This window comes from Chitinophaga sp. 10T418 (genome assembly GCF_056394125.1).
This window is the reverse complement of record NZ_JBFTHG010000002.1, coordinates 930,850-945,129: the sequence shown is the minus strand read 5'-3', so window position 1 is coordinate 945,129 and position 14,280 is coordinate 930,850. Positions and strand designations below refer to the sequence as shown.

The window sequence follows — 14,280 nt, the reverse complement described above, 5'->3', positions numbered from 1 at the left end:
TCCCGATAAGAGAGCGGCTTTTCGTATATCCTAGAAATTCGGATTCTGTATCAATATCCCCTGACTTCTATCTATTTCCTGTTGCGGCATCGGGAAATAGTAGTTCTTCGGACGCACAAAAGTCCTGGCTGCACCACCGCGGGTGATCGTAGTACCATCATAGGCCTTTTTAGGCTGTTTGTATAATGCTACGATGTCTATCAACTTCGCTTTGTCCCAGCGCAACAAATCCTGATGACGTTCGTTCTCGCCACATAATTCTACCCGACGCTCGTGCATCAATTCTTTCATACCCGCATTTGTTACCACAGGCAAAGTAGTGGAAGCACGCTGACGAACCGCTTTAATCTCTGCATCACCGGCACCGGCGCCATTCACACGGATCTTAGCTTCTGCCACCAGCAGGTAAATATCTGCGGAACGCATCAATGGTGTTTTAAGCGAGTAGTCTAAACCACCGGAAGGTTTCCAGCTACAGAATTTTTTATAGTGATAACCACTCCAGGAAGCATCTGCATTGTAGGTAGCAATACCGGTACCTATGTTCACCTGGTCACCAGGTTGCATAATGCAGATATTCTTACGTGGATCGCCTGCTTCAAATTCATCCACCAGTCCTTTGGTAGGGTAGAAGAAGCTCCAGCCATTCCAGTTACGGGGGGCGTGATAAGTGATGAAGTCGGAATAGCCGTTACCATCTACTGTTTGAACAGCCAGCAACATTTCTGAATTGTTACCAGTAGCTACGCTGAAATTATCGGCATATTTGGGAGCTAATGCATAATGTGCATTGGTGGTTACTTTGCTGCCAAATTCAATCGCCTTGTCCAGTTTTTCCCAGTTCATATACAGTTTGCAGAGCAGGCCCCAGGCGGTTCCTTTGCTCACACGACCTTTATCGCTATCACCATATGTTTCAGGCAACTGATCGGCTGCTGCCAGCAGGTCTGTTTCAATCTGTGCACGCAACTGATCTGCACTCACTTTAGGTTTTTTGTAATTGGATTTGAGTACATCGTCTTCTGTAACAATAGGCGCTTCTCCGTAGATCAGCAGCAGACGCCAGTAAGCGAAGGCGCGGAAGAAATGTGCTTCACCCAGACAGCGGTTTTTAATCGCTGCATCTATATCTGTTATTTTAGGAACATAAATGAGCACATTGTTGGAGCGGCTGATTGTTTCATATTTCCATCTCCAGCCTACTCTGACGCTGTAGGTAGAAGGATCATAGGAAAAGTCTTCAATAGCAGCATCGTAATCGTGGTCTCCACCACGTACCTGGTCATCTGAGCAGTTATCAAATACAAACTCGTTAAAGCCGGTATAATCTTCTTCCAGTAAGGTATTATAAATGCCGGTAACACCATCTAATGCATCGCTTTGGTTACGCCAGTAGTTGCCGGTGGTATAATTTCCTTTTGGCTTTACATCCAGCACGCTCTTACAACCTGTCAGCAGTACGGCGGTAATTAAAAATATATGTTTGATCCGTTGCATAGTAATTAATTTAAAGTTCCCGTGAATTAAAAGTTAAGGGTAGCGCCAAATGTAAAGGTTCGGGCCTGTGGATAGGCAGCTACGTCTACACCGCGTTGTCTGTTACCATCGAGGGTACCGTTGTATCCCAGCTGTGGAGTTAAACCAGAGTAGGAGGTAAGGATGAACAGGTTTTGTGCGGCTACATATACATGGATATCAGAGATGCCGCTGTGACCCCATATTTTAGATGGAATGGTATATCCCAGCGAGGCATTCTTCAGGGAAAAATAATCACCTTTTTCTACAAAACGATCGGAAACACGATTGTTCTGATTGTCACTGCGGAGCGACATACGTGGTACGCTGTTGCTGGTACCTGCACCATGCCAGCGGTTCAACGCATCGGCATACATGTTATACGGATAGGCAGGATCCATACCCTGCATTTTATCAGCGTTGTACAGTTTTACACCACTTACACCGGCAAAAGAAAGACTCAGGTCAAAGCCTTTATAGCTGCCGCTGGCCTGTATACCGTATACCATTTTAGGATTAGGGCTACCCAGGTTTACGCGGTCTTTATCGTTAACGATGCCATCTCCATTGATGTCTACAAAGCGTACATCGCCGGGCATGATTTTAGCCTTGTTAGGATCGTTTTTGATATTGGCGTCATTATTTACTTCGTCAGCTGTCTGATAAATACCATTGGTTTTCCAGCCATAGTAAGAAGCTAATGGCTGACCTACATAGGTGCGGGAAATTTCCACTCCCTGGCGGCCGTAAACAGTTGAACCAATGTAAGAGGACGGATCGTATAATTTGGTGACTTCATTTTTAATGAAAGAAGCGTTGGCGCTTACATTAAAATGAAAACGATCATTACCGCCCTGGTAGCCTACTTCCACTTCCCAGCCTTTGTTATTCAGCTCACCGATATTACGATCGGGGATAGCGGCAGTACCATGCAGGTCCATTTCCGGTGCTGGTACCAGCATATCGCGGGTATTTTTATTAAACCAGGTAATAGTGGTATTCAGTTTGTTTTCGAAGAAGCCAGCCTCCAGGCTGATGTTCGTCATCTCTGCTTTTTCCCAGGTGATGTTGGGGTTGGCCAGTCTGGAATTCCATACKCCGGTAAAAGAGTTTTCACCAAAGTTATAGCGTCTGTCTTTGTCTATCGGTGCCAGGTACTGGAAATCATTTATGTTCTGATTACCCAGTTGTCCCCAGCCTCCGGTGATTTTCAGGTTGCTGACTGCTTTCACATGATCTTTAAAGAAGGTTTCGTCAGAAATGCGCCATCCTGCGGAGAAGGCAGGGAAGTATCCCCAGCGTTGATCCGGTGCAAACCTGGAAGAACCATCTGCGCGGAAGGTAACTGTCAGCAGGTATTTGTCTTTATATCCATAGAAACCTCTCACAAATCCTGATGCGATTGCGTTGGCCGGATAGTAGTTACCCTGGGCATCGTGGATGTCGTTACCATTGCTGAGTACACGCTGATCTGGTGCTTCATCATTAAAGCCCCAGCGGTCGGCGCGGAAGAAGGAGCCATTATAAGTTTGCTGAGAGTAACCACCGGTAACGGTGATGTGGTGTATTTGTCCGAATATCTTATTATAGGTCATGAAGATTTCGCTGAGCTGGGTGTTTTCGGTGGCATTGCGGTTGTACAGTTCTGCGTGATCACGTGCCCTGGTCTGGTCCAGAACTTTTGGAGAGAAGCTATACTGGTTGTTGATATTACCGTCAAAGCCGTAGTTGGCGCGAAGGGTCAGACCGTCCATAATTTCCAGTTCTCCGTATACGCTGGCCAGCATGCGGTAGGTTTTAGCCCAGGCATCGGTGGTTTCAGCGGTATATACCGGGTTGTTGATATCACCCAGTTCATTGCTGGCTTTGGAGCTGCCGTAGCTGCCATCGGGATTGCGTACCGGGATGGCAGGGTTGAACCGCAGGGCACTGAAAATAAGACCTGTCTGTGAAGAGTAGGTATCAGGGCCAGCGCTCTGTTTGTAGGTCAGCTGCATGTTTTCACCTACTTTGAAACGTTTACCCAGTTTGTGTTCTGAGTTGAAACGTACGGAGTAACGTTTAAAATAGGAGTTGACAATCAGCCCGTTTTCATTATAGTAACCTGCACTGAGCATGTAATTGGAACTGGCGTTACCACCGCGTAAGCTCACGTCAGCATTGGTTACATCGCCGGAACGCAGGAGGGCGCGTTGCCAGTCGGTGCGTTGGGTGGAATAGTAAGGATCTTTCCAGAGTGGATCTACAGCGGCGCCATCGTTGGTATAGCGTTCCTGTTTGAGCGTGGCCAGGTCTGGTGCCGTTAGCAAAGGAATATACCGGATGGTGTTGGAAACGCCCCGGTAAAGGTTCACAGATGCTTTCAGTTTCTCGCCATAGCTTCCTTTTTTGGTGGTGATGATAACTACGCCGTTAGCCGCACGGGTACCGTAGATCGCGGAAGAAGAGGCGTCTTTCAGTATTTCCATAGACGCAATGTCGTTTGGATTTACATCGCTGAGGCCACTGGCCGGGATCCCGTCAATGATCACCAAAGGGTCTGCGTTGTTAATGGTACCTGTACCACGTATACGTATGGCGGGGGTGCTGCCGGGAGCACCGTCGGAGCGGACAATGTCCACCCCTGTAACACGGCCCTGTATAGCCGAGGCGGCATCGGGTACCGGTAAGTTTTTAATATCCGAACCTTTTACGGAAGCAATGGTACCGGTTACATCGCGACGTGTTTGTACACCATAACCTACGACCACTACTTCACCCAATCCTTTGGTGGTAGCGCTGAGAGATACATTGATGACAGTTTTGTCACCAACCGTTATTGTTTGTGGTTCATAGCCGATAAATGAGAACAAAACCGATTTAGCACCCGCGGGTAAAGAAAGGGTGTAATTGCCTTTTGTATCAGTACTGGCTCCGCTGCTGGTGCCGGGCACAATTACATTTACACCTGGCAGACCCGTTCCGTCTGCCGCCCCGGTGACTTTTCCGGTAATGGTCTTTTGTGCCATCACAGCGCTGGTAGCTGCGCATAGAAAGACCATCAGAAAGCATAATTTTCTAGTGAATGAGTACCTCATAATTTGATGAATAAGACGTGAACTTGAATAAACGTGATTGGAACAGATATATACGGCCTGTCTGTTTTAGTGTTACTGAATTACTGGTTTTGGTTGTTAGATAATAATTGTTGCTAAATCGTTATTGCACTATTGCCTGTTGTAGGTAAAATTTTTAAATATTCACTGGGTTCCAAAAAACGTAGATGAAAAAAACTGGTTGGCATTTCACGATGACTACATTACACCTTTGGCTCAGCCAGAAAGATAGTGAATTTTACAAATGTAGCAGTATAGTTTTTTACCCGGGTCTGATAGTAGATTAATTATGTATTAACACTTGTAAACGCGTATGGAGAACACTTATAAGGGGAGATATTAAAAAGGGGACTGATACATCAGTCCYCCGGAAATGATTGGTTTGGTCAGTAGATTAGTTGGTGGTAGTAATTTTTTCCCTCTGGGAGACAGGTGGTTTATCGCTCCGTCTTTTCCTGTTAACCAGGTAATACACAGGAATACCAGACAGCGTAATGATCAGTCCCGGCCAGGTAAACCGTGGTTTATAGATAAACAGCAACCCGCAGAATGTGAGGCCCATTAAAATATATAATACCGGCAGCACCGGGTATCCGAAAGCCTTGTACGGCCTGTCAGCATTCGGCCGCTTTTTACGCAGGATGAAAATACCGGCTATCGTCAGCATATAAAATGCCACCACTACAAACGAAATCATGTCCAGCAATTCACCATACCGGCCACTTAAGCACCATAAACAGGCAAGCACACATTGGATCCATAAGGCAAACGCCGGTACGGAAGCACTGTTTAAAGTACCCGCCTGTTTAAAAAATACGCCGTCATTCGCCATCGTATGATACACCCTGGCTCCGGCCAGAATAAGGCCATTGTTACATCCGAAAGTAGAGATCATGATCATCAGCGCGATAACAACTGTGCCTGCATTACCCAAAACAACCTGAGATACGGACACGGCTACACGATCTTTTGGCGCCTGTGCAATTTCTGATAAAGGTAATACGGCGAGATAGGTAATGTTGGTCAACACGTAAATAATAGTCACGATAGCGGTACCCAGGAAAAGACTCAACCCAATATTACGTCGCGGATTTTTTATTTCTCCTGCCACAAAAGCAACATTATGCCAGGAGTCACTGCTGAAAACCGAACCAACCATCGCTGCCGCAATAGCACCAAGGGCTGCTATGGTAGTATAGGAGGGGGCAGTATTACCGGTAGTTAAAGGATGGAGGTCCCATGCATGCTGCCAGTTGGCCGTCCATACGCCCGGTTTTAATGCCAGCAGGCCGCAAATGATCAGGGCAGCAAGACTCACCAGTTTAGTCATCGTGAAAGTAGTTTGTATTTTTTTACCGCCCTCAATACCACGTGTATTCATATAGGTTAGTAACACAATCACCATAATAGACAGCAGTTGCGCCGCACTCACTTTCATCACCCCCAGGTCCAGTAACACATGTTCTTCACTGAATACAGGCAGGAGGTAGGCGGTGAACTTGGCAAAAGCAACACCTACCGCTGCAATGGTGGCCGTTTGTATGACCGTAAAAAAGCTCCAGCCATATAGGAAAGCCGTCATAGGATTATAGGCCTCTTTCAGGTATACATATTGTCCGCCGGCACGGGGAAACATGCCGCTCAGTTCCCCGTAGCTTAAAGCGGCAGTAAGCGTCATAAACCCGGTAATCAGCCACACCAGCAATAACCAACCGGCGCTTCCGGTATGACGGGTAATATCGGCACTGACAATAAAAATTCCAGAGCCTATCATGCTGCCGGCCACAATCATAGTGGCATCCAGCAGCTTTATAGACGGCTTGAATGATGGAGCGTCTGACATAGTAGCTATAGTAATTGGTTGATTACCCTAAAACTACAGCTACTTCGGGGTGAATTCTATGCGCTTATTGACCAATACTATGCAGATTTTGTAGCTGCTGTATCTGAGGTGTTATCCAGTTGTTCATATTCCCGCAGATAGCTGCGTGGCGATTTCCCGGTAATACTTTTAAATACCCGGTTGAAATTGGMAATACTATTGAATCCGCAATTGTACGCCACGGTAGCGATACTGTCGAATGAGCCACCAGCCAGTTTTTTACAAGCTTCATTGATGCGTACCTCATTCAGAAATGACACAAAAGTTAACCGCGTATGTTTTTTGAAATACCGGCAAAAAGCCTGTGGCGTCATATGCGCCTCCCGGGCAATATCTTCCAGCTTAATTTCCGTATCATAGTGCTGCATAATATAATTGTAGATATACCCGATACGGATACCTTCCTGCTCATTCACTGCCGATAACCTCGACCCCGTAATTAACGGCTCCAGGCTCTTAATCGTCAGAAAGAAATTCATCAACTCCACAAATGCCAGAAACTGCACAATCCCCTGCGACTGATGGATCTTCAGCATACGGCTCGAAATATCCAGCACATGCACTTCCGGGATCTTAAACCCGTTGCGGGACTGCTCTACAAATGACTTGATCTTTTTAAATTCCGGCAGCTCAAACAACGGCGCCAGCTTACCTTCCGGATTGAAAAATACGGTCAGCGCCTGCACATTCTTTTTGTTCTTACTGCCAAAAGGCAACTCCTCGCTCTTTAATACATGAGGTTGATTACTGCCTAACCAGTAAATTTCATTCGACCAGAAAGCGTGCATATTGTTTTCCACGATCAACGTACCATGTCCGTGCTGAATCCAGGTGAGCTGAATTTCTTCATGACGGTGCAGGTGCGGATAGAAAGCTGGCAGCGAATCTTTTTGCGTGATAATGGTTTTGTCGTGCGCTACAGGTATTGTAAACTGTAATACTTTCATGTAGTTACATTATTCTTTTTTTAACACCTTTGAAGGCTTTGTGACCAAATTTAGGTGAAGATATGAGAACAAGTTATTAAAAATCGTTCAAAAACTACGCATTGTGGATAGTACTTTTAAAAAATATTCAAACAGTGTATTTTTAATAATTGTCAGGTATACATTTACTTACAGCCGATCAGAATTATTTATGAAGTACCAGAAGTTTCTTTTTTTGCTATTGTTACTGGGTATCCCCGCCGGGCTGCTGCAGGCACAACAAAGCAAGCCAACGCCCTATTTACCCACACATGCGGATATACTGCAGCGATATCGCCAGGCGCGGTTGCTGGATAGCATCACCCGGAAAACAGTGTTCAAGCATAATGTAGATGCCAACTGGCTGCCGGGAGGAACCTCTTTCTGGTATGTGAATGATAGCAAAGACAGTACTAAGACTTATTACCTCGTGAACGCCGCTACCGGCAAAAAGGAAGTCATTACCGATACCGCAAAATTTGCAAAATTGTCGGTATCGAAATCCTCATCCCGTCCTTTCCAGCATCGGGAGCCCAGCCGCTGGGAGAGTTTTACCACCGACAGTCTCTCACCGGATAAGAAATGGGTGGCCACCACCATCAATGGCAATGTTTATGTACGCTCCCTCCTGGATGGGTCAGTGATCCCCTTTACAAAGGATGGCGACACAACAAAGGAAAGTTACGGCTCCCTGGCCTGGTCGCCGGACAGTAAATACCTGGTGGGATATCGCATCCACCCCGTAGAGGATTCTTCTGTATATTATATCCTGACGGACGTACCGGGAACTACCCGCGGACAGCTGCGTTCGCAGCCCTATAAGCAACCCGGCGACCCTTTTACCACCTATGAAATGTATGTGTTCAACCTGGCTGGCAAAACTACCACCAAAGTAAACACCGACATCATCGATTTCTTTGATGCGCCGGTATTGCACTGGCGCCAACCCGATGCCCGATACTTCCTGTACGAAAAAGTAGACCGCGGACATCAGCGCTTCCGCATCATAGAAGTAGATGCGGCTAACGGTAACACCCGTACGATACTGGAGGAAAAAACCAACACTTTCATCTACGAATCCCGGATATACACGCACTACCTCCCCGAAAGCAATGAACTGTTGTGGACCTCTGAAAAAGATGGCTGGCAGCACCTTTATCTCGTGAATAGCCTCACAGGAGAAATAAAGAACGAGATCACCAAAGGCGATTGGATTGTAAGAGAGGTGGATAGCGTAGATGCCCAAAAAAGAGAAATCTGGTTCCGCGGTAGTGGCCGGAATGCCGGGGAAGATCCTTACTTTATTCATTATTATCGTATAGACTTCAACGGTAGTAAACTGCTGGACCTGACTCCTGCTATCGGTAATCACCTCGTTTTCTTTTCTCCCGATAAAAAATTTTATATAGATAAATACTCACAGGTCAATGTGCCACCGGTAAATGAACTGCGCCGTACGGCTGATGGAAAACTCATTACCGTACTGGAAAAAGCAGATGTAAGTGCCTGGCAGGCCACCGGCGTTCCTTTCCCGGTACCATTTGTTGCCAAAGGCCGCGATGGGAAGACAGATATCTGGGGTGTGATGTGCCGGCCGTCCAACTACGACTCCACTAAAACATATCCGGTAGTGGAAAATATTTATGCCGGTCCGCAGGACGCTTTTGTACCCAAAAGTTTTATGAGTTATTACATAGACATGCAAAGCCTGGCAGATCTGGGTTTTATTGTGGTACAGATAGATGGTATGGGAACGGCTAACCGCTCAAAAGCATTTCATGACGTATGTTGGAAAAACCTCGCAGACGCAGGGTTCCCGGATCGTATTTTATGGATCAAAGCACTCGCCCGGAAGTATTCTTTTGTGGATACATCGCGGGTAGGTCTGTATGGTACTTCTGCCGGCGGGCAAAATGCGTTGGGTGGACTCCTTTTTCATCCTGAATTTTATAAAGCAGCCGTGGCTTCCTGCGGTTGTCACGATAACCGGGTAGATAAGCAGTGGTGGAACGAGCAATGGATGGGATATCCTGTGGGCAAGCATTACGAAGAGCAATCCAATGTCACCAATGCCGGCAGATTACAGGGCAGTCTTTTACTGATAGTAGGAGAGGCGGATACCAATGTACCTCCTGAATCCACTTACCGTGTGATAGATGCCCTGATAAAGAAAGGAAAGACATTTGAATTCCTTCCGGTTCCCGGCATGGGACATAGTGATGGCGGCCCTTACGGCCGTATTAAACGCCGCGATTTTTTTGTGCAACACCTGTTACAAACCACGCCACCAGATAGAAATATTAACGAGTAAAACCTGACCACCTTGAAAAAAATATTTCCGCTGATCGCTGCGCTGCTCTTACAGCAGGCGATCGTATCCGCGCAATCCGCTGATAATGACCTTTACGCACAAACCAGTGAGGTCAATAATATCATGGTACAGTATGAGGCAGATGCCGGTATCCTGAACCGCTTTTATTTTGTAGAGAACTCACCGGAACGTTTTGCGCGTTTCGCTGCGCTCATTAAGAGCTATCAGCAACGCCTGCAGCAGCTGAACTACAGCGCATTGAATGTAGGCACGCAGGTAGATTATACGCTGTTTAAACGCAAGCTGGCTGCTGCTGCGGAAGATTTGTCCGAGGCGCAACAGGAATATGCCCAGGTGAAAAAGTGGTTTCCCTTTGCAGATAAGATTTACCAGGTAGAGCAAAACCGCCGCCGTGGCGCCAAACCGGATGCACCGGCAATGGCAGCACAGTTCAACGAAATAGCAAAGGAAGTTAACAAAAGCAGGCTACAACTGGAAGGCGATAGCAGCATCTCTATTGTACAGATACGCCGGGGTAAGGCTACTGTAAAAGACTTGCGTAATGCGCTTGGCAGCGTGTTTTCTTTTTACAACGGATATGATCCGCTTTTTTCCTGGTGGATACCTGCTCCCTATAAACAATTGGATAGTCTCCTGAGCGGCTATGGGACTGCTTTTGCCGCTAAAGAGAAAAGCAGTGGACAGCTCCCTGATGATGGCAGCGGTATTATTGGTCACCCTATTGGCAGAACGCAGCTGATCAGGGGATTACAGCAGGAAATGATTCCTTACACGCCAGAAGAACTGCTGGCCATTGCCAATAAAGAATTTGCCTGGTGTGATGCAGAAATGGATAAGGCTACCCGTGAAATGGGATTTGGTACCGATTGGAAGGCCGCCATGGAAAAAGTGAAGAACAGCTACGTACCGCCGGCCGACCAGCCTGCCGCCATGATGCAACTTTATAATGAATCCATAGACTTTCTCAAACAGCATGACCTCATCACATTGCCGCCACTGGCCGAGGAAACCTGGCGTATGAACATGATGTCGCCGGAAAGACAACTGGTTAATCCATTCTTTTTAGGCGGCGAAGAATTCATTGTATCCTATCCGGTTAGTAGCATGAGTCATGAAGATAAAATGATGAGCATGCGGGGTAATAACCCACACTTCTCCCGCGCCACCGTACACCATGAATTGCTGGCCGGACATGCACTACAGGAGTTTATGCTGAACCGTTACAAAGCATACCGTCATTTTGAAACACCTTTCTGGATCGAAGGATGGGCTTTGTACTGGGAAAGACTGCTCTGGGATCAGGGCTTTGCTAAAACACCGGAAGATCGCATCGGCATGTTGTTCTGGCGTAAGCACCGTTGTGCCAGGATCATCTTTTCTATCAACTACCACACTGGTAAATGGACACCGCAGCAATGTATCGACTTCCTCGTTGACCGTGTAGGACATGAGCGGGCCAATGCAGAAGGAGAAGTACGACGCTCTTTTGTGGGCGGTTATAGTCCGCTGTACCAGATCGCTTATATGATTGGAGGGTTACAGTTCGAAGCACTGAAAAAAGAATTGGTAGACAGTGGAAAAATGTCTTACAAACAATACCATGATGCTGTGCTGAAAGAGAATATGATGCCCATTGAAATGTTGAGGGCGATTCTTTTGAATAAACCAGTACCCAAAGATTTTGTCAGTACCTGGCATTTTTACAAGCTATAACGGAAATACGCCGGGCGCTTTCCAGCCCCGGCTTTTTTTATTGCGACAGCCTCAACTTATCAGGCGCAGCCTGCCGCTGCATAGTGTAGCACTGCTGCGTTGCGCAGGATTGATAAAATACAGGGAATACTCGTTAATATTTACGCAGTATTCCTCTTTTTTTCTGAATACTTTTAAATGTCATTAAGACAATTTAAAAAAAACTTGTTTGAACTGGCTTTATAACTGGCTGTTTATCCGGATGTGATGAGTCAGAACAACCCATTGAGTTAAAACGTAAGTCAGGACTTATAATTGTTTAATTGACAATTATGAATTATTATATTAGGTGTTTATAAAGATAAAAAAGGTATGAGATCATTTTTGGGAAAGATGGCGATGGCGGGCGCAGGTATGTTGCTCAGCAACACTGCATTAAAAGCGCAGCTGCAAAAAGACTATCCGATAAGGCCGGTGGCCTTTACCCAGGTAAGGGTAAACGACCAGTTCTGGGCGCCAAAAATAAGGACCAACGCCGGTGTAACGATACCGTATACATTGGAGCAATGTAAAAAGACAGGCAGAATAGATAACTTTTTGCGTGCCGCCGGTAAACTTTCCGGTGATAAACTAACAGAGTATACTTTTGATGATACAGATCTTTACAAGGTGATTGAAGGTGCTTCCTACGGACTGCAGGTGCAGCCGGATCCCGGTCTGGAAAAATACCTGGATACACTCATCAGCATCATCGGTGCAGCACAGGAAAGAGATGGTTATCTCTATACCTTTCGTACCGTGAAAGCAGCAAAACCACATGAATGGATTGGCAGCAAACGTTGGGAGAAGGAAGAAGATCTCAGTCATGAACTCTACAATGCAGGTCACCTGTTCGAAGCAGCTGTAGCGCATTACCAGGCCACCGGAAAGAAGACACTACTCAATATCGCGATTAAGAACGCGGACCTGCTGGTGCGTGTTTTTGGCTGGGGTAAGGAAGAAAAGTTTCCGGGCCATCAGATCGTGGAAACAGGTCTCACCAGGTTATACCGCGTAACCGGTAATAAATCTTACCTGGACCTCGCTAAATTTTTCCTGGATGTACGCGGTCCCGGAACGAAGTATAGCCAGGAGTACAGCCAGTCGCATAAAAAAGTAACGGAACAGCATGAAGCCGTAGGACATGCGGTACGTGCTACGTATATGTATACCGGTATGGCAGATGTGGCGGCATTAACGGGCGACCGGCAATACCTTAAAGCCATTGATGATATCTGGGAAGATGTGGTAGAGCGGAAGTTATATATCACCGGCGGTATTGGTGCAACTGGTGCAGGGGAGGCTTTCGGTGCCGCGTATGAGTTACCGAATATGTCGGCCTACGCKGAAACCTGCGCGGCTATTGCCAATGTATACTGGAATAGCCGGATGTTCCTGCTCCATGGAGATGCCAAATACATAGATGTGCTGGAACGCACGCTGTATAATGGATTGTTGTCAGGTGTATCATTGAGCGGTGATCGCTTCTTTTATCCCAACCCACTGGCCTCTATGGGGCAACACCAGCGGAGTGCCTGGTTTGGCTGCGCCTGTTGTATTTCCAATATGACCCGCTTCCTGCCCTCTATGCCGGGATATGTATATGCGCAGAAAGATAATGATCTGTATGTAAACCTGTTTGTAGGTGACTCCGCCAGCATACAACTGAAAGCAGGGAAAGTAAATATTGTGCAACAAACAGATTATCCCTGGAATGGTAAAGATGAAATTACGATCAACACGACCAAACCCACTGCTTTTAACCTGAAAGTACGTATTCCCGGATGGGCGGAAAACAAGCCTGTACCGGGTAATCTCTACTTTGAGGATGACAGTGCTGCCGTGAATATCCCTGTTTTACTGAATGGTAAACCAGTGGTGTATGCTATGGATAAAGGCTATGCGGTGATCAGCCGCACCTGGAAAAAAGGAGATAAAGTAGTGGTAGACTTCCCCATGCAGGTGAAGAAAGTGCTGGCAGCAGCACCGGTAAAAGATGATAAAGACCGCTTTGCCCTGGAACGTGGCCCTATGATGTTTTGCCTCGAAGGCCCGGATAATAAAGATGCCACCGTGCAGAATATTGTAGTCAGCAAACAGGCCGATGTGAATACAGTCTTCCAGCCAACCCTGCTCAATGGAGTGATGACCCTGCAAATGGCAGGTAGCTCGGCCAGCAGACAACTGCACTCAGATTCGCTGATCAGCAGCACGCAAACGGTAACGGCTATACCGTATTACGCATGGGCCAATCGTGGCCCTGCAGAAATGACGGTATGGATACCTTTTGAATCTTCCGCAGCCCGTCCCAAGCCGGCGCCCACCATTGCGTCCAAAAGCAAAATCAGCGCTTCGGTGAAAAATCAGCGCATGTTTATGGCATTGAACGATCAGTACGAACCTAAAGATTCCAAAGATAACAGCGCCCTCTATTTACATTGGTGGCCAGCCAAAGGCAGCACGGAATGGGTGCGCTACGATTTCGACAGCACCTATACCGTTAGCAGCTCCAAAGTATACTGGTATGACGATGGGCCTTTTGGAGGCTGCCGCATTCCTGCCACCTGGAAGCTCTATTACAAACAGGGAGCTGACTGGATACCGGTGAAGAATAAGACACCCTATGTAGTGGAGAAAGATAAATACAGCGTCATCACCTTTGAACCGGTTACAACAACTGCGTTAAAACTCGAAGTGCAATTACCTGCAGAAAATGCAAGTGGCATACATGAGTGGATCGTGGAATAATAAATTATACGC

7 protein-coding genes are annotated in these 14,280 nt (G+C 46.7%); 3 read left to right on the top strand and 4 right to left on the bottom strand.

What is annotated here, in order from left to right:
- Positions 1-30: 30 nt before the first annotated feature.
- The 4 genes from AC1DCV_RS08110 to AC1DCV_RS08095 all read right to left on the bottom strand — a co-directional run bounded on the left by AC1DCV_RS08110 (position 31) and on the right by AC1DCV_RS08095 (position 7,439).
- On the bottom strand, positions 31-1,497 hold the full coding sequence (locus AC1DCV_RS08110; protein ID WP_477022717.1) for a RagB/SusD family nutrient uptake outer membrane protein: 1,467 nt from the start codon (positions 1,495-1,497) through the stop codon (positions 31-33).
- Positions 1,498-1,523: 26 nt separating this feature from the next.
- Positions 1,524-4,556, bottom strand: coding sequence for a SusC/RagA family TonB-linked outer membrane protein (locus tag AC1DCV_RS08105; RefSeq protein WP_477022716.1), 3,033 nt, complete (start codon positions 4,554-4,556; stop codon positions 1,524-1,526).
- Between the two features lie 448 nt (positions 4,557-5,004).
- Positions 5,005-6,453, bottom strand: coding sequence for an APC family permease (locus AC1DCV_RS08100; protein WP_477022715.1), 1,449 nt, complete (start codon positions 6,451-6,453; stop codon positions 5,005-5,007).
- Between the two features lie 77 nt (positions 6,454-6,530).
- On the bottom strand, positions 6,531-7,439 hold the full coding sequence (locus AC1DCV_RS08095; protein ID WP_477022714.1) for an AraC family transcriptional regulator: 909 nt from the start codon (positions 7,437-7,439) through the stop codon (positions 6,531-6,533).
- A gap of 190 nt (positions 7,440-7,629) precedes the next feature.
- Between AC1DCV_RS08095 and AC1DCV_RS08090 the strand changes: the two genes are divergently transcribed.
- The 3 genes from AC1DCV_RS08090 to AC1DCV_RS08080 all read left to right on the top strand — a co-directional run bounded on the left by AC1DCV_RS08090 (position 7,630) and on the right by AC1DCV_RS08080 (position 14,268).
- Positions 7,630-9,768 (top strand): S9 family peptidase, encoded by a 2,139-nt coding sequence (locus AC1DCV_RS08090; RefSeq protein ID WP_477022713.1) that lies wholly within the window; start codon positions 7,630-7,632, stop codon positions 9,766-9,768.
- Positions 9,769-9,780: 12 nt separating this feature from the next.
- Positions 9,781-11,502 carry a DUF885 family protein gene (locus AC1DCV_RS08085; RefSeq protein WP_477022712.1) on the top strand — a complete coding sequence of 574 codons (1,722 nt, stop codon included), beginning with the start codon at positions 9,781-9,783 and terminating at the stop codon, positions 11,500-11,502.
- Positions 11,503-11,853: 351 nt separating this feature from the next.
- Positions 11,854-14,268 carry a glycoside hydrolase family 127 protein gene (locus AC1DCV_RS08080; protein ID WP_477022711.1) on the top strand — a complete coding sequence of 805 codons (2,415 nt, stop codon included), beginning with the start codon at positions 11,854-11,856 and terminating at the stop codon, positions 14,266-14,268.
- The last annotated feature ends 12 nt before the right edge of the window (positions 14,269-14,280 follow it).